Annotated in this window: 12 protein-coding genes; 6 read left to right on the forward strand and 6 right to left on the reverse strand. The window is 70.7% G+C overall.

The annotated features are described in order from the left end of the window. Positions 1-20: 20 nt before the first annotated feature. Positions 21-1,691 carry a signal peptide peptidase SppA gene (gene sppA, locus D7Y04_RS34645; RefSeq protein WP_121762089.1) on the reverse strand — a complete coding sequence of 557 codons (1,671 nt, stop codon included), beginning with the start codon at positions 1,689-1,691 and terminating at the stop codon, positions 21-23. A 79-nt stretch (positions 1,692-1,770) separates the two neighbouring features. Here sppA and D7Y04_RS34650 point away from each other — a divergent pair, with 79 nt between their 5' ends. Continuing rightward, positions 1,771-2,124: a hypothetical protein gene (locus tag D7Y04_RS34650; protein WP_120579930.1), complete on the forward strand. Its 354-nt coding sequence runs from the start codon at positions 1,771-1,773 to the stop codon at positions 2,122-2,124. 19 nt (positions 2,125-2,143) lie between these two features. Here D7Y04_RS34650 and D7Y04_RS34655 read toward each other — a convergent pair whose 3' ends face one another. Together D7Y04_RS34655 and D7Y04_RS34660 are read right to left on the reverse strand one after the other, a co-directional pair. Further along, the gene (locus D7Y04_RS34655; RefSeq protein WP_121762090.1) at positions 2,144-3,220 is read right to left on the reverse strand and encodes an RNA 3'-terminal phosphate cyclase; all 1,077 of its coding nucleotides are present in this window, start codon (positions 3,218-3,220) and stop codon (positions 2,144-2,146) included. Positions 3,221-3,323: 103 nt separating this feature from the next. After that, the gene (locus D7Y04_RS34660; protein WP_121762091.1) at positions 3,324-5,258 is read right to left on the reverse strand and encodes a CocE/NonD family hydrolase; all 1,935 of its coding nucleotides are present in this window, start codon (positions 5,256-5,258) and stop codon (positions 3,324-3,326) included. Between the two features lie 296 nt (positions 5,259-5,554). Between D7Y04_RS34660 and D7Y04_RS34665 the strand changes: the two genes are divergently transcribed. Next, positions 5,555-7,147 carry an ADYC domain-containing protein gene (locus D7Y04_RS34665; protein WP_121762092.1) on the forward strand — a complete coding sequence of 531 codons (1,593 nt, stop codon included), beginning with the start codon at positions 5,555-5,557 and terminating at the stop codon, positions 7,145-7,147. Between the two features lie 164 nt (positions 7,148-7,311). Beyond that, positions 7,312-8,919, forward strand: a complete 1,608-nt coding sequence (locus D7Y04_RS34670) for an ADYC domain-containing protein (RefSeq protein WP_121762093.1) — start codon at positions 7,312-7,314, stop codon at positions 8,917-8,919. A 9-nt stretch (positions 8,920-8,928) separates the two neighbouring features. On the opposite strand, the gene D7Y04_RS34675 is transcribed toward D7Y04_RS34670, so the two are convergent. Continuing rightward, positions 8,929-11,553, reverse strand: a complete 2,625-nt coding sequence (locus D7Y04_RS34675; protein ID WP_121762094.1) for a bifunctional serine/threonine-protein kinase/formylglycine-generating enzyme family protein — start codon at positions 11,551-11,553, stop codon at positions 8,929-8,931. Then, complete coding sequence (locus tag D7Y04_RS34680; protein WP_253908874.1) at positions 11,550-13,334, reverse strand: sigma 54-interacting transcriptional regulator; 1,785 nt, start codon at positions 13,332-13,334, stop codon at positions 11,550-11,552. The genes D7Y04_RS34675 and D7Y04_RS34680 overlap by 4 nt, the downstream gene beginning before the upstream one ends. Positions 13,335-13,461: 127 nt before the next feature. Here D7Y04_RS34680 and D7Y04_RS34685 point away from each other — a divergent pair, with 127 nt between their 5' ends. Both D7Y04_RS34685 and D7Y04_RS34690 read left to right on the forward strand, forming a co-directional pair. Further along, positions 13,462-13,956: a peroxiredoxin gene (locus tag D7Y04_RS34685; protein WP_120595737.1), complete on the forward strand. Its 495-nt coding sequence runs from the start codon at positions 13,462-13,464 to the stop codon at positions 13,954-13,956. Positions 13,957-14,079: 123 nt separating this feature from the next. After that, positions 14,080-15,555: a hypothetical protein gene (locus D7Y04_RS34690; RefSeq protein ID WP_121762095.1), complete on the forward strand. Its 1,476-nt coding sequence runs from the start codon at positions 14,080-14,082 to the stop codon at positions 15,553-15,555. Here the strand turns inward: D7Y04_RS34690 and D7Y04_RS34695 are convergent, their stop codons facing one another. Further along, positions 15,556-15,921: a hypothetical protein gene (locus D7Y04_RS34695; protein ID WP_121762096.1), complete on the reverse strand. Its 366-nt coding sequence runs from the start codon at positions 15,919-15,921 to the stop codon at positions 15,556-15,558. Between the two features lie 186 nt (positions 15,922-16,107). Here D7Y04_RS34695 and D7Y04_RS34700 point away from each other — a divergent pair, with 186 nt between their 5' ends. Continuing rightward, positions 16,108-17,556: a hypothetical protein gene (locus D7Y04_RS34700; RefSeq protein WP_233601717.1), complete on the forward strand. Its 1,449-nt coding sequence runs from the start codon at positions 16,108-16,110 to the stop codon at positions 17,554-17,556. The last annotated feature ends 14 nt before the right edge of the window (positions 17,557-17,570 follow it).

The raw sequence follows: 17,570 nt of genomic DNA on the forward strand, positions 1-17,570 counted from the left end.
CTGTCCCGTGAACCGCGAACTCACCGTCGGCGCTGGAGGCTCCACGCCGTGGAGCAGAACGCATACGTGGCCGGGTGCGTCGCGCCCATCAGCAGCTTGAGCAGCGACAGCCTCGCGCGAGCATCACCGTAGCGCACCAACTCGAAGTCGTCCGACGGGACGCGCGCCTCGTCCAGCGCGTGGCGGCAGACCTCCTCGAAGCCGCCGATGCGGTCCACCAGCCCCGCCTCCTTCGCGCGCAGCCCCGAGTAGACACGCCCCTCCGCGCGCTGGTGGATCTCCTCCTTCGTGCGGCCGCGTGCCTGGGCCACCAGCTCCAGGAAGGACTGGTAGCCCTCCTCCACCTCTCGCTCCAATGCGGCGCGCTCGTGCGGCGTGAAGCCCCGCGACGAGGAGAAGAAGGCCGCGTTCTCGCCCCGCGCCAGCGTGGTGCGGTGGATGCCCAGCTTCTCCAACAGCTCGCCGTACTCGAACTTGCCCACGAAGATGCCGATGGAGCCCACGACGGCATGGGGCGCGGACCAGATCTCCTTCGCGCCGATGGCCGCCATGTAGCCGCCGCTCGCGCAGATCTGATCCACGTACGCGATGACGGGCTTCTGCTTCGCCACGCGCTTCACGGCCTCCAATATCTGCTCGGACGCGAGCGCCGATCCGCCAGGGCTCCCCACCGCGAGCACCACCGCCTTCGCGCGCGGATCCCTCCCCGCCTTCCGCAGCGCCTTCACCACCGAGTCCGCCGCCGCGAACCGGCCCGCGCCACCGCTGCCCGGGATGATGATGCCCGCCACGTCCACCACCGCCAGCCGGGGCTTACGGCGCAGCCGGCGCCACTTCACCGGCGGGAATGCGAGCGTCGCCAGGTACGCGTCATAGGTGGGCACCGGGGGCTCCTCGTCCTTCTTCGCCTCCAGGCCCAGGTGCGCGCCCAGGTCCGCCTCGTGGACCAGCCCGTCCACCAGCCCCGCCTCCAGCGCCCGCTTCGCGCTGTAGGGCCCTGAATCGATGAGCGCCCGCGCCTCCTCCGGCGTCTTGCCCCGGTCGTTGGAGATGGCCTCCACCAGCACGCCGTAGCGCTCGTCCAGGAAGGACTCCAGCGTCTGGCGCTGGATGTCGGACACCTTGCCGTCCGTGAAGAGCTCCGGCGCTGTCTTGTAGTCGCCGCGCCGCGCGAAGTGCGCGTGGATGCCCACCCGCCCGAAGGCCTCGCCCAGCACCGTGGCCTCGGCGGCGTAGCCCACCAGCTCCACCCGGCCCATGGGTGCGAGCAGCACCTCATCCGCCGCGCCCAGGACGGGGTAGGCGTCCGTGTCCACCATCACCGCCCAGGACACCACCCGCTTGCCGGCGGCCTGGAAGTCCGACAGCAGGGTGCGGAGGGCCTCGCGCTTGGCGTCCGGGATGCCCAGGCCCTCCAACTCCAGGAGGATGCCCTCCACCTTCGGGTCCGCGGCCAGCACCTTGAGTGCGCGGCCCAACGCTTCCAGTGACGTCACCGTGGCGGGCTCTGGCGTGGCGCCGCCGAGACGGAAACGTTGCACGGGGCGCGGCCGGTACGGGAGCTCGCCCGCGAGCCGGAAGCGGATCCAAGTGGGTCTTTTGCGCGCCGCCATCAGACGAAAGGGCAGGCCCAGGAGGAGTCGCAGCCCCAGGAGGAGGTTCGCCAGGAGGAGGAAGGGAAGGCGGAGCATGCGCCGCGCGTAACGCCCCGCGCCGGGCGAAGCAACCCCTGTTCACCCGCGCCGGGAGGCTCTGTTAGGCTGAAGGCCCATGCCCTCCCCCTCCCTCCCCCGGCTTGTCCTCGTCCTCGCCCTTGTCTGGGGCGGCGCTGTCCTGGCGCAGCCCCAGCGCCGGCAGCCTCAGGAGTTCCAGAACCGCAAGGAGTTGACCCAGGAAGAGAAGGACGCCGCCAAGGCGCGCGCCATGGGCAACAACCTCAACGGTTACGGCAAGGACGTGCAGATCAAGGAGACGCCGATTCCCTGGATGGCCATTGGCCTCGTGGGCATCGTCTTCCTCGTCGCCGCGCCCTTCGCCATCCGCGCCTACCGCGGCACCGTCAAGGACATGTCGGACTCCAACACCTTCGGCGCCCGCGGCAACGCCACCGAGGACGAGGCTTAAGCGCCTCGCCCTTCCCTCCTCACGCCGGGCGGATCTCCACGCTTCCGCCCGGATCCACCTGAAGGTGCACCGGCAGGAAGCGCCGCAGCACCTCCGCCTGGACCGTCAGCTCGTCGGTGATGCGAGCGGCGGTGAAGCGCGTGGTTCCCGGCGTCACCGCCCCCAGCCTCCCTGACGCCAGGAGCGCCGCCGGCAGCAGCAACTGCTCCGCCAGGTGTTCGTCGAGCGCGCCGCCCGTCTCCATGAAGCGGGTCAGCGCCTCCGCCGCCTCGCGCCCCACCCCTTCGGCGTCCAGGCCCCGCTCGCCCAGCGACGTGAAGCCCGCCACGGTGTGCTCGAACTGCGCCAGCACGAGCGTCGCCGAGCCCTGCGAGCGCGTCACCGCCAGCGGCCGGTTGTCCGCCTCCGCCAGGATGCCCCGCTCGCGCAGCGCGGCCACCGCGGCGCGGGACTGACGCTCCGCCACCGCGAAGGGCAGCCCGCCCACGACGGACATCACTCGCACCTCTCGCAGCACACCGCGCGCGGGCAGGTCCACGCGCACGGGCGGCTCGGCCGGGGCGCCCACCTCCGCGGTGAACTCGCCCGCGCCCTCCGGAAGGAAGCCCGCGTGGGTGAGCGACAACTGCACGGGCAACCCGTACGCGCGCGCCACCGACTGCCACGCGCCGACGAGTTCGTGGAAGCTGGGCCCGCCCCGCAGGTGCGTGGCGCCTCGAAGCGTGAGCCTTCCGCCGCCCGCGAGCGCCAGCGGGTACACCAGACACTGGAAGAGCCGGGGCGTGCTGCCGGACGCGCCGGCCTCCAGCAGGTAGTCCCCCGCGCGCACTGGGCCGGGGGTGAAGCGCAGCTCCGTGGAGCCCACGGAGGCGCCCTCGCTGGTGCCGCCGCTCAGCGCCTCCGCGCCTCGCACGTAGGCCAGGTGATGGGGACGCAAGCCCGGCGGGTCGCGTTGCTCGCGCAGCCCACTGAGCTGGAAGGGACGGCCGGTGATGAGCGACAGGGACAGCGCGGAGCGGAGGACGTGGCCGCCCCCCTCCCCCAACTTTCCGTCGAGCAACACCCGCCCAGCGTCGGGCCGGTCGTGACCGGTCATGTCCCTCCCGTCATGGCGTGTCGTGGCGCGCGGCCCGGTGAAGGGCCACCCGCGTGGTGGCGGGCGCGCAGCCTAGCAGACCGCGCGCGAGCGGACCGGGGATCTACTCGTCCAACGCGGGCAGGACGTTCACCTTCAACGCACTGGGCTGGGCCGCCGTGTGGTGCAGCCGGTGCATCGCACGCACGAAGTCGGTGGGCTTCGCCTCGTAGATGCTGGACACGTAGGTCTGCGGGTTGCGGTCGATGAACGGGAACCAGCTCGACTGCACCTGCACCATCAGCCGGTGGCCTCGCTGGAAGGTGTGGAACACGTCGTTGATGATGAAGCGCACCTTCGTCACCTCGTTGGGCGTGAAGGGCTTGGGCTGGGAGTAGCTGTCGCGGAAGCGGCCGCGGAACGGCTCCCCTCGCACCAGCGTCTGCTGCGCGCCCCGGTTGTGCTCGCCGGACTGGTCCTGCTCCTTCGTCCAGCCGGGCACCTTCCCGGGGTTCACGTCCACCAGCTTCACCACCCAGTCCGCGTCACTGCCCGTCGTGGAAACCCACAACTCCGCCTCCAGCGGGCCCGCGAGCGTGAGGTCCTGGGTCAGCGGCTCCGTCTGGTACGTGAGCACGTCCGGCCGGCGCGAGGCGAAGCGCTGATCCTCCGTCATGTACGACTTGGACCAGCCGGGGCTCAGGTCCTGCGTGTACGGCACGGGCTTCGCCGGGTCGCTCACGTATTCGTCGAACGACGGCGCCGCCGCCTTGGGGGCCTGGAACGTCAGCGCGCCCTGCGGCTGGAAGTACAGGCGCGTCTCCTTGGTGCCCTTGGGCGGCCAGGCGTCCAGTTGGCGCCAGCGGTTGGCGCCGCCCTCGAAGACGAGCGCCTCCGGCACGGCCGCGTCCGGGCCGCCCTTCAGGTGCTGCTTGAAGAAGGCCAGCACCAGGTCCTGGTACGTGGCGCTGGTGGGGAAGCCGAAGTCCGCGTCTCCCAGCGACGCGCCCTCCCCGCGCATCCACCCGCCGTGGGGCCACGGGCCCATCACCAGCGTGTTGGCGATGCCGGGGTTCTGCTTCTCGATGGCGGCGTACGTGCGCAGCGGCCCGTAGAGGTCCTCCGTGTCGTACCAGCCGCCCACCACCATCACCGCCGCCTTGATGTTCTTCAGGTGCGGCAGCAGGTTCCGCGCCTGCCAGAAGGCGTCGTAGTTGGGGTGCGCGGTGATGTCCTTCCAGAAGGCCACGTCCCCGTGGAAGTGCTTCGCGTCCGCGTTGGCCACCGGGCCCAGGTCCAGGAAGAACTGGTAGGCGTCCGGGGTGCCGAAGTCGAAGGGCTTCCACTCCACGTCATCCGTGGGTGCGGGCCGGGGCTTGCCGAAGACGGAGAAGAAGCTGAACGCCAGCTGCAGGTTGAGGGCGCCATGCCGGTGCATGTCGTCCCAGAACCAGTCCGCGATGGGCGCCTGCGGCGACACCGCCTTGAGCGCGGGATGCGAATCGATGGCGCCCGCGGACGTGTAGAAGCCTGGATAGGACACGCCCCACATGCCCACCTTGCCGTTGTTGTGGGGCACGCGCTTCACCAGCCAGTCGATGGTGTCGTACGTGTCGCTGCTCTCGTCCACCTCCTTGCCCTTCTTGGTGTCGCGGTGGGGGCGCACGTTGACGAACTCGCCTTCGGACATGAACCGGCCGCGCACGTCCTGGAAGGCGAAGATGAAGCCCTCCTTCTCGAAGCCGGGCAGGCCCAGGGTCTTGGGATAGCGGCCCGCGCCGTAGGGGTGGATCGAGTACGGCGTGCGCATCATCAGCACGGGATAGCGCTTCTGGGGGCTCGCGTCGTTGGGGACGTAGAACGTCGTGAAGAGCTTCACGCCGTCGCGCATGGGGATGCGCACCTCGTACTTCGTGAAGTGCGACCGGACGAACGCGGCGCGTTCATCCTCTGGACTCGCGGGCGGCTTGGGCGGCGCGGCGGGGGCCTGCGCGAGTGCGGGACCGGACAGCGAGAACAGCGCGAGCGCGGCCACGAGGCCGCGGGGGTGGAAGGCCATGCTCCCCTCCTCTTTGCGGAAAAATGCGGGGGAAATTCGGAAGGAAATGCATCTTGGGCGATGCCGCCCGGGCACGGAAGCTGGATCGCCCGCCGCATCGCGCCGCGCTCGGAGCGTGCAAGGCTTGCACACGCTCCTCGCATGCGCGGCACGGCAAACCTTGCATGCACGGCAAGGTTTGCGCGCTCCGCACAAAACAGAAATCCGTAGCCAACTTCACGCGCACGGTCCGTTCCATATGCAGCGGGGACGCGATGGTGCGCCCCACGGATTCGAAGGCCTGTGGAGATGGACACATGAAGGCGAGCGGCAGGACGTTGACGCGGTGGTGCCTGGCGATGGGGCTCCTGACGGCCCTGGGCGCGGAGGCGGATCCGCCGCCGGTGAACAGCGCGCAGGGCACGAAGCTGCACGGCTCGGGGCGCTTCGAGAACGTGAACGTCCCTTTGAACTCCATCGAGGTCTCCGCGCCTCCCACCGGGCTGGTTTGCGAGCCACCCATGGCGGCGATGTCTGGCGGGCGGCTGGTCGGCGTCCAGATCTGTACGGGTGGCAATCCCCCGATGCCGGTGCGGGTCCTGGAGGGGGTGGGCCTCGTGGGCACGTCCTTCCGCGCGCCCTTCGAGGGGCGCTCGGTGAAGCTCACCATCGATCAGGTCCGGTGCCACGTCGGCATCACGGCGCCCACCTTCCCGTGCACGGACCAGAACGTGGCTGACGGCAAGGCGTTCTGGGAGTACCGCGTGACGGCGTCCACGGAGGACGCGGCGCCCCAGGCGCTGTGCCCCACGGGCAGCGGATTCGCGCTCGCGGTGCCGCATGCGTGGTCCACGGGCGGCGAGCTGATCCCCAACTACGAGTACTTCACCTTCGCCTGCGCGCCGAAGGACGAGGGCACGAGCCAGCCGTTCTTCGTGGGCGGCGGCGTCATCGCCAAGTGCATCGACTGGGGCTATCCGCCCTGGAACGCGACGTCCTCGCAGGGCGTCGCGCGGGAGTACCACCAGCTGTGCACGCGCATGGCCACGGCGGACTACTGCGGCGAGGGCCGGAGCAACACGCTGGACGGGACGCCGCTGAAGTTCATGGGCCCCCATGACGCGATCCAACTGAACGCGGGAAACCTGCCGGTCACCTTGGAGGGATACTCCCTGGAGGCCGTGTGGAAGGTGGATGACTGCGGCGGAGTGCGGCCGCTGTGCCTGAGCAAGAAGCGCTGGGACACGCTGCCCCTGGAGGCCACGTGCGTGAACCGCAAGCTCCTCCTGGCCCCGCGCGCGACGCGGCCCTGCGAGTCCCTGAACCTGTCGGCCTATGCCAGCTCGACGCTGCTCGTGTCCTATTCGCTCTTCATCGACCGGTCGCTGGTGATGTTCAAGGATGCCGCCAACAACGGCTACGTGACGACCACCGCGGTGACGGTGGATGAGTCGACCATCGAAGGCGGCAGCAGCGTGACCGGCGTCCACCTGGACCTGGATGCGGACGGAGCGGCGGACGTGACGCCGTTCACGCCGCAGCGCAAGGAGGGGCCCATCCTCTCCTCGAAGCTGCCGGCCGACATCCGCGCGCGCCTGGGCAGCCTCATCAAGCCGCTGTACCGGTGCGCGAACAGCACCGGGCGCTACCTGCTCACGGACGATCACCAGTGTGAACGCCTGGCGGGCTTCGCCCTCCAGCCCCTCAACGGAGACCAGGGCATCGAAGGCTTCGTGTACAGCTCCGTGGACGTCACCAGCGCGGGCCAGCGCCGGCCGCTGAAGCTGTGGCGGTCCCTGGTGGCGCCGGGCGTCTACGCCACGTCCACGCAGGCCCAGCCCGGGTTCTTCCTCGTCCGGGAGCTGGGCTACCTGCCGGCGGTGGGACAGCTGCCGGCGCGCGATCTCTGAGCGGTTCGGGATGCAAGACCTGCACGGGAGGCGGCGCGGACCCGTGCAGGGGTTGCATGTCCGGCAGGAGTTGCATGGGGGGAAACCACGGCCGTGCGTCGGGCGGGGCGTTGGCATCCGGCTCGCATTGAGGCGCGGGTGACCTCCGCCCGCGCGCGGAAGAAATGGGAGCCGTGGACGTGGGGACGATGACGGGCTGGAAGCGGTTGCTGGCGGGAGTGCTGTGCCTGGGGAGCGCGGTCGCGGGAGCGGAACCTCCCCCGACGAACAGCGCGCAGGGCACGCAGCTGCACGGCTCCGGGCGCTTCGAGTTCATCAACGTGCCGTTGCGGTCGGTGGAGGTGCCCGACGCCCCCGGGGAGCCCGACTGCGGGAAGCCGGTGGCAACGATCGCGGAGGGCCGGCTGAGGGTGACCCAGAACTGCGCAGTGGAGGGGACGCCCATGCCGGTGAAGCGGATCCTGGAGGGGCCCACGCTGGAGAAGGCCGTGTTCCGCGCGCCGTTCGAGGGCCGCACGGTGAAGCTCGTCATCGAGGCGGTCCGCTGTCACGAGGACATCACGCCGCCGACCTCCGCGTGCGACACCGGCAACGTGAGCGTCGGCAAGGCGCGCTGGGAGTACCGGGTCCAGGCCTTCACGGATGACAAGAACGCGACGCCGTTGTGTCCCACCGGCAGCGGCTACGCGCTGTCGGTGCCGCACGCGTGGTCCACGTCCGGGGAGCTGCTGGAGAACCCGAACTTCTTCACCTTCGCCTGCGCGCCGAAGAACGAGGGCAGCTCCAGCAAGCCGTTCTTCGTGGGCGGCGGCGTCATCGCCAAGTGCATCGACTGGGGCTATCCGCCCTGGGCCACGGAGTACCCGGAGACCGTCGCGCGCGAGTACCACCAGCTGTGCACGCGCATGGCGGTGGCGGACTACTGCGGCGAGGGCCGGAGCAACACGCTGGACGGGACACCGCTGGCGTTCATGGGGCCGGAGAACGCGGCCGTCCTGAGCCAGAACGGCAACCTGCCTGCGACGCTCGTACCCGATGGCTACGCGCTGGAGGCGGTGTGGACGATGGACTCCTGCGGCCTGGCGCGTCCGCTGTGCCTGGGCAAGAAGCGCTGGGACACGCTGGCCGCGGAGGCCACCTGCGTGGACCAGGCGCTCAAGATTCCGGTGCCGAAGCTCACCTGTGAGCAGGTGGACTTCCACGGGACGGCGCAGCGGATGCTGGTGTCCTATTCGCTCTTCATCGACCGCGCGCTGGTGCTGTTCAAGAAGGGCACCACCGACTACGTGACGACGACCGCCGTCGAGGGCATCCCAGGCGAATCCGCGGGAGGCGCGCTGCCGGGGGCCTTCATCCTGGCGATGGAGGGACTGGGGAGCGCGGCGCCCACCGACTACTCCCCGGTGCGGGTCGAAGGGCCCATCCTGTCCCCCACGCTGCCCGATGGCGTGATGGCGCGGATGAAGCCGTTCATCAAGCCGCTGTACCGCTGCGGAACGTCCACCGGGCGCATGCTGCTCACGGACCGGCAGGACTGCGAACTGGCGGCGGGCTATTCGCGCAGACCGCTCGCGGGGGATGGGGCCGTCGAGGGCTACATCTACAGCTCCGTCGACCCGGTCCGCGAGGGACAGCGGCGGCCGCTGAAGCTGTGGAGGCACCCGACGCTTGGTGTCTACGCCACGGCGACCCTGAACCCGGGCGCCTTCACGTTCGTGCGCGACCTGGGCTTCCTGCCCGCGGTGGGGCAGCTGCCGGGGCGGGACCTCTGAGTCATGGCGTCAGGGCATGGACGCGCACACGCGCATCCCGATGAAGGGGAAGCGTGTGCGGGGTTCGCCGTCGCCGTGGTTGAGGGCGCGGGCGGTGAGCGCGTCCTGGTAGAACGAACCGCCGCCGTACGCAGGCGTGCTGTTCGTGTCCGTCACCAGCCATTCCCACACGTTGCCGGATAGGTCCGCCACACCGAAGGGGCTGTCCGACGCGGGATGCGAACCCACCGCGTCCGGCCCGAAGGCGCGCGGCTTGCGGCCGTAGGTGGCGTCGAAGTTGGCGTCATCCGGCGCGAGCACCGGGCCGTGCGGGTAGTCGCGTCCATCCGCGCCCCGGGCCGCGCGCTCCCATTCGCGTTCGGAGCACAGGCGTGCGCGGGGCAGCCGGCCGGTGGCATCCAGCCACGCGGTGTACGCGCGGGCGTCCTCCCAGGAGATGCCGGACACGGGGAAGCGGCGCCAGTCCTGTTCGGCGCGCAGGGTGCGTTCCTGGTAGCGCAGTGGCTCCCCTTCCCTCGCCTGGTATGTGACGCCTTCGTGCTCCAGGTGGAAGGTCCAGGTGCTGTCGTTGGCCGGGCGCAGCTCGATGGTGCCGAAGTAGTTGGTGCCCCGGGGCCTGCGCGCGGCGCGCTCGGAGGCAGGCAGTTCGCGCAGCCAGGCGAGCCAGTCCGCATAGGTGACTTCGTGGCGCGCGATGAGGAAGGCGCCGGTGGTGAGCCGGTGCATCGGGCGCGTGCGGATGACAGTGCGGCGGATGGTCTCGTCGTCGCCGCTGCCGTAGAGGAAGCGGCCGGGGGGCACGTAGACGTAGCCTTCCGGGACGTGTTCGGGGATGGGGACCTTCGCCTGGAAGGTCTCTCCGCGCGTGAGCATGACCGGGTAGTGGACGGGAGGTCGGTCCAGGAGCGTGAAGGTCAGCCGGTGCGAGCCGGGCTCCAGCGTGAGGCCGGAGGTCATGGGCGTCTTGTCGAAGGCCCTGGGCTCGGACCAGCGCGGCGGGCCACCGGGCTGGGGCTCGAAGGATTCAACATGGATGACGGCGCCAGGGGGATCGCTGTCCAGCTCCATCCGGACGGGGGCGGTCAGCTTCTGGCTCGTGCGGGCGCTCGGGTCCAGTTCGTTCAGGCGTTGGGTCAGCGTGGTCTGGACGCCGGATTCGCGGTCGCGCTCCGCGAAGAGGATCCGCTGAAGGAGGACCTCCGCGACGCGTTGATCCAGGGCGAGGTTCGCGCCCCGGCCCACGCGTGTCTGCGCGGCTTCGAGGACGGTGCTGGCGTCTTCGTAGCGGCGGGCCTGCTTCGCGCCCAGCTCCAGGGCCTGGGCCCAGGAGGCCTCCGCTTCCGAGGAGCGGTCGGTGTCGAACGCGGTGAAGGCCTCCGTGCGGAGGGCTTCGATGCGGGTGTCCAGGGCGCGGCCTTCGTCGAGGATTGCGGAGGCGGAGGCCATGGCCTGCTCCGCGTCGATGCGCCGGGAGCGTTCGCCCCACCAGTCGCCGCCAGCGAGGATGGCCACCGCGAGCCCCGGGAGCGCGAGCACGCGGGTGATGCGCAGCCACCGTGGACGCGGGGGCGCGATGGCCGGGGTGACGCCGCGCGAGGTGATGGACTCCAGGGCTTCGCGCAGGGCGTCCGCGGATTCGAAGCGCGCCAACGGATCATGCGCGAGGCAGCGGGCGAGGATGGCGGCGAACGTCGCATCGGCGCCGGGGACCACGACGTCCAGGGGCTCGAAGCTCCGGGGGAGTCGGGGGGCCTCCGCGAGCGGTCCGGGCGTGGGGCCGCCGCACAGCTCGTAGAGGAGCACGCCCAGCGAGAAGAGATCGCTGCGGACCGTGGCCGGTTCTCCTCGCCAGACCTCCGGAGCCATGTAGAGCGGTGTCCCGATGCGGCCGGTGGCCAGCAGGTCCGCGGGACCGAGGAGGCGCTCCGGCGGGAGTGGCGTCGACGTCGCGGTCCGCAGTGCGAGGCCAGGATCCGAGGCCGCCGTCCCTGGACGGCCCGTGGCGGCCCCCTGCCTCGGCACATCGACGGTCGAGGTCCGTCGCGAATCCTCCACGCCGGGCAGATCCACCGTCGCCGCGCCCTCCACGAGCAGGGGACCTGCTCCTTCCGGTGGGCGCACGGGCCCGACGGGCGCCATCGCCACGTCGAGCAGCTTCGCCACGCCGAAGTCGAGCAGTTTCACCTGACCGTCCTCGGTCAGCAGCGCGTTCGCGGGCTTGAGGTCCCGGTGCAGCACCCCCTGCCGATGCGCCGCCGCGAGCCCCTTCGCCAGCCCGATGCCAATCTCCAGCACCCGCATCCAGGGCACCGGCCGGGCCAGCCGGTCCAGGCTGTCCCCTCTCAAGAACTCCGAGACGAGATAGGGCCGGTCCTTCACCTCGCCCACGCGGTGGATGCCCACCACGTTTGGATGCTGCACCCTCGCGATGGCCCGCGCCTCCGTGCGGAAGCGCTCGCGCTGCACTTCATCCGGCGCGACGCCCGCGATGAACTTCACCGCCACCAGCCGGTCCAGCACCGTGTCGTGCGCGAGGTACACCTCCCCCATCGCGCCCCGTCCCAGCGGCTGCAACAGGCGGTACTCCCCGAACGTCGCGGGCGGCTGCCAGGCTGGAAGCGGCTCGCTCCTCATTCACCCGCCGCGCCCCGGCCTCGTGAGGGTGCGATGCGGTGCTGCTTCAGCTTGAACGCGAACGTGCGCAGCGGCATCCCGATGAGCTGCGCCGCCCGCGTCTGCACCCCACCCGTCGCCTCCAGCGCCTCCACCATCCGCTGCCGCTCCAGCGTCCGCAGCTCCTCCGCCAGGTTCTGGAACACCCTCGGCGCCTCCGTGCCGCCCTCCTCCGCGCGCACCGCCTCCGGCTCGGGGGGAGGCAGCGCCCGCAGGGACTCCGGCAGGTGCGATGGCTCCACCACGGGCCCCGGAGACGTGGCCACCGCGTACTCCACCGTGTTCTTCAACTCGCGCACGTTGCCCGGCCACGCGTGCGCGCCCAGCACCTCCATGGTCGCGGCGGACAGGTGCAGCGGCGGACGCCCTGCCCTCGCGCAGGCGTCCTCCAGGAACGCCCGCGCCAGCAACGGCAGCTCGCGGGGCCTGTCTCGCAACGGCGGCAACATCACCACCGCCGCGGACAGGCGGAAGAACAGGTCCTGCCGGAAGCGCCCCGCCTTCACCTCGTCCGCCAGCACCCGGTGCGTGGCCGCCACCACGCGCAGGTCCACCGGCCGCTCGCGCGAATCGCCCAGCCGGGTGATCACCTGCTGATCCAACGCGCGCAGCAGCTTGGCCTGGATGGGCAGCGACAGCTCCGCTACCTCGTCCAGGAACAACGTCCCGCCACTGGCCCGCTCCAGCAGGCCCGCGCGCGCCCGGTCCGCGCCGGAGAACGCGCCTCGCTCATGGCCGAACAGCTCCCCTTCCACCAGGCTCTCCGGCAGCGCCGCGCAGTTGAGCGCCACGAAGGGCTGCGCCGAGCGCGGCGACCAGTGATGCACCGCCCACGCCGCGTTCTCCTTCCCCGCCCCCGTCTCGCCGTGGATGAGCACCGGCAGGGGGCTCGCCGCCAGCCGGCGCAGCAGTTCGAACAGCCGCATCAGCGCCGCGTCCGCCACCACCACTGAACGCTCACCCAGCGCCAGCCGGTACATCGAAGGTCCGCTGACCCGTGTCTCGCCGGGCGCCGCCGCCAGGGCCGCCGCCTTCGCCGAGCCCAGCAGCGCGTCCCCCTGCATCCCGTCCCCCGGCGCGGTCGCCAGCCCCGCCCGCACCCGCCCGGCCAGCGGCGTGAGCACCGACACCAGGTGCGCCGCCGCCGCTTCCGCTTCCTCGCCGGACAGGTCTGGCAGCAGCACCATCAGCGTGCCACCCACCTGTCCCACCCCGTCCATCAACCGCAGCGCGCCGTGCAGCGCCCGCACCAGCTCCACCTGCGGCACCCGCGCGGACTCCACCTCCAGCGCGAGCACGCTCACCGCCAGACCCGAGCTGTGCACCCGATCCAGCTCCTCGGAGAGCCGGGCCCGCAGCCCTTCGGTCTCCAGCGCCCGCCGCTCCGGCAGGGGCCGTTCGCCCCGGTGGAACACCAGCGTCACGTTGCCCAGCGTCACCACGTCGCCGCCGTCCAAGGGCCGCGTCCCCTGCACCCGCTCGCCGTTGACGCGAACGCCGTTGTGGCTGCCCAGGTCCGCGATGAACGCCTCGCCCTCCGCCACGCCCACCTTCGCGTGCTGGCGGCTCACCGACGCGTCCTCCACCACCACGTCCGCCCCCACCGCGCGGCCAATCACCACCGCCCCTTCCCGGGGCAACGGCACCAGCGTGGAGGTGTTCCCTTGCAGGAGCAGCAGGTACAGCCGGTCCGCCGGGGCGGCGCGGGAGGGCCCCCGGCGGGAGTCCTCGGTGTCCATCATGTCGCGTGGCTCCATTCCTCGAAAGAATGCCCAGGCCCTTGAATTCCGGGCAACCCGGTTGTCCTGATTGATTTGCGGGTCAGGCCGTGCGCGGTCCATGCTCCCACCCCGGAGGAGAGGGACTTTCATGGCCAAGATGCTGAAAGAAGGGGATGCGGTTCCGGATGTCACACTGCAGGGGCCGGGCGGCGCGCCGGTGCGCCTGCGCGACCTGCTGGGTGACAAGGCGCTGGTCGTCTACTTCTACCCAAGGGACGACTCGCCGGGATGTACGGTCCAGGCCTGCAGCCTGAGGGATCAGTACCAGGACTTCACGGACGCGGGCGCGGACGTGGTGGGCATCAGCAGCGACTCCGCGGAGTCCCACGAGAAGTTCGTCGCCAAGTACCGCCTCCCCTTCCGGCTCCTCAGCGACCCGGATGGCGCGGCGCGCAAGGCCTTCGGGGTGGGCACCAACTTCCTGGGGCTGCTGCCCGGGCGGGTGACGTTCGTCGCGGACAAGGGCGGCACCATCCGCTACGCGTTCGAGTCGCAAATCCAGGTGAAGAAGCACGCCGAACACGCGCTGGATGTCGTCCGGTCGCTCACGGGCCAGGGAGCCGCTCCCACCCGTTCTGCCTGACACACGTGTTTGCCGTGCGTTTCCCGGTAGACTGATTCCTGTCGTCCCGGCCGTGGGAGCCGGGACGCCGCACCCCCGTCGCTAGCAACATCGGAGCACATCGGGTGGGCCGGAGGTCATGCCATGCGGTTTCACTGGTTGCTGGGACTGTCGTTGTGCGTCGGCGGCTGCGCGAGCCTGACGAAGGACCTCCATGCCGACACGCCGGAGGACGAGGAGGTCCCCACCGAGGAGACGGTGTACCTGGTCCCGCTGGACGAGGCGCTCTTCACCATGCGGCGCGTCTTCGAGTCGCAGCGCTACGACGTCTTCGAGCGCGAGGGCCACCACGAGCTCTATACGTCCGCGCACGAGCCCGGGGTGAACCTGCCCGGCAACCGCACCTACGAGCGCTACTTCGTGAAGGGAGCGTCGCTGGGGCCGCGCCAGTCGGTCATCCGAGTCTTCCGGCTGAGCTACCGCGAGCAGGACACGAACATCGAGGTGAAGCCCAAGTGGCTCAACGAGCGCATCGCGGACGAGGAGAAGTACCTCTCCCGGAAGACGTTCGAGCGCTTCACGTTCGACGGCGTGCCGGACATGGAGGGCTTCAAGATGGTGCGCGGCACGCGCGACCTGCCGTTGGAGCGCAAGCTGCTGGCGAAGCTGGAGATGGTGCCGTCGCTGGAGTTGGTGGGTGGCAGGACGAACGCGCCCGTGCGCGCCGTGCAGGTGGAGGGCTGGGATGACGACACGGCCCAGCCGCCGCCGGTGAAGTGCGGTGCGCCGTTGCAGGGAGTGGAGCCGCTGCTCACGGCCGGGAACACGGTGCTGGTGGGAGATCCGCTGGGCACGCGTGAGCTGCCGGAGATCGCCACGCGGATGCTCTGCGACGCGGTGGAGAAGAAGCTGCCGGTGGCGTTGGCGCTGTCCATGCCGTCGGAGGACCAGGGCGCGCTGGACGAATACCTGGCCAGCGAGGGCCACGGCCCGGACCTGGAGCGGCTGCTGGTGGTCAGCTCGTTCTGGCGGCGCGTGTATCAGGACGGCCGCAGCAGCGGCGCCCTGCTCCGCCTCATCGAGCAGGCCCGGAGGCTGCGCGCGCAGGGGCACGCCGTGACGGTGCTGGCGTTCGATTCGAACAACGCCTCTGGCAACGCGCGCGAGGCGGAGATGGCGAAGAACCTCATCGCGTACCGCCAGTCGAATCCGGACACGTGGTTGCTGGCGCTTGCGGGTGACGTGCACGTGCGCACGAAGCCGGTGAGCTGGAACAAGGACTTCGAGCCGCTGGGTTGGCGGCTGACGAAGGCACTGCCCGCGTCGCCGGTGAAGGCGCTGGAGGTGGGCTTCGCGCGAGGTTCGCAGTTCTCCTGCCGGTTCAACGTCTGGGAGCAGGTGGACTGCAACGTCTTCGCGCTCAGCCCGACCCCGGAGCTGCGCCAGGAGCCGGGCACGCCGCGCAAGGTGGCCATGTTCGATGCGCCCAGCGACACGGGCTTCCACGGCCGGCTCTGGGTAGGAGCCCTCAACGCCTCACCCCCGGTCATCCAGCGCACCGCGCCGCCCGTGGCCCAGCAGCAGCCGGGCGCCGCGAAGCCCGCGGACACGGAGCACTGATCAATCAATGGAGGGAGGGAGCCCTTCGAAGGTCTCCCATCCGCCTGGAGGCGCCTGGACTCCCAGCGCATCCAGGCACTCACGGGCCTGGGCGTTCCATCCAGGGTCGAGGAGATGGCCGGTGGGCGCGGCCGCCAGGGACTCGGTAAGCGCCCGCACCGTGGGAGCCGCTGACCGGAAGCGCTCCGCATCCGGGCTTCCCCACGCCTTCTCACAGAAGGCGACGAGCGCCGCCATGCGAGTCTGGAGCACGGTCCGCAGTTCCTCCGCCGGAGCCTGGGTGCACCACCGCTCGTAGAGGCGCGGTGCGGCCAGGACGGTCAGGAGGTTGAGCGCCTCGACGACCCGGGTCGCTTCCTGAGCCAACGAATCCTCAGCTCGCGGCACGAGGCACCCCTTCGCTCCAGCAAATATCTGGAGTGTGGAGTGTTCCTTTCACGGCCGGGTTGCGCAATTTCCATACCCGGAGTGCTAGACTCAGGCGTCCGGGGATGGTGCTGCCTTGGGCCGTCCCCTTCCACGAAAGGGGGCAGGACCATGCGGATGCACTGGATGCTGGGTCTTCTGTGCATGACGGGTTGCACAGGCGTCTCACGTGGGCTGGATGGGGATCCTCTGGACACGGAGCCCATCCCCACCGTGGAGCGCGTGTACCTGGTGCCTCTGGATGAGGCGATGTTCGTCGCGCGCCGCCTGCTGGAAGAGCAGCGCCTGGACATCTTCGAGAACAACACCACGCATGAGCTGTACTCCCAGTCCTGGGAGATCGGCGTGAACGTCCGCGGCAATCGCACCTTCGAACGCTACCTGGTGCGCCCCGAGGAGGTCGGCCCGCGCCAGTCCATCGTGCGCATCTTCCGGCTCCAGTACCGCGAGGCGGACGACAACGCCATGTCGCAGATGCCGGAGCCGGGTAGCCAGAAGACCAACGACCACTACTACAACCACTTCCGCGAGGTGTTCGCCCACGAGACCTTCGAGGGCGTCCCGCAGATGGAGGGCTTCAAGCTGCGCCGCGGCTTCCGCGACCTGCCCCAGGAGCGCAAGCTGCTCATGCGCCTGGAGATGATGCCGTCGCTGGAACTGGTCGGCGGCAAGGCGTCCATCCCCGTGCGCGACGTGAAGGTCGCGGGCTGGACGCCGGAGACGCCGGAAGCCGCGCCCCGCTGCGGCGATCCCGTGGAGGGAGTGGACGCGCTGCTCACCCAGGGCGGCACCGTGCTGGTGGCGGACCCCATCGGCACGCGCGAGCTGCCGGACGCCGCCTCGCGGATGCTCTGCGACGCCACGGCGAAGAAGCTCCCCGTGGCGCTGGCCCTGTCCGTGCCGTCCGTGGATCAAGCCGCGCTGGATGAGTACGTGGCGAGCGCCGGCACGGACGCGGACCTGGAGCGGCTTCTGGTGCTGAGCGACTTCTTCCGCCGCGTGGATCAGGACGGCCGCAGCAGCGCGGGCGTCATCCACCTGCTGGAGGCCGCGCGACGCCTGCGGCACCAGGGCCACGCCGTGTCGGTGGTGGCGTTCGACTCCAAGCAGGCGGCGGGCAACGCGCGCGAGGAGGAGATGGCCGCGAACCTCATCGCCTTCCGCAAGGAGAACCCGGACGCGTGGATGCTCGTGCTCGCGGGCGACGTGCACGTGCGCACCGGTGGCGTGAACTGGGATGCGAAGTTCGAACCCATGGGCCACCGCCTCACCGCCGCCCTGCCCTCCTCACCCGTGCGGGCCCTGGACGTGGGCTTCGCGCGCGGCGCCCACTTCGCCTGCCGCTTCAACGTCTGGCAGCAGGTGGACTGTGACGTGCACGGCATCAACCCGGCGGCGGACGCGCGCCAGGAGCCGAACACGCCGCGCAAGGTGGCCCTCTTCGACGCGCCGGGCGAGACAGGCTTCCACGGCCGGCTCTACCTGGGCACGCTGAGCCCGTCCCTGCCCGTCCTCCAGCGCGCCACGAAGCCCGTGGTCCAGCAGCAGGCCCCCGCGCAGCCCGCCGAGCACTGACCGCGACGGCGCGG

The sequence above is a fragment of the Corallococcus sp. AB038B genome (assembly GCF_003668955.1).
Taxonomy (GTDB): Bacteria; Myxococcota; Myxococcia; order Myxococcales; family Myxococcaceae; genus Corallococcus; species Corallococcus exiguus.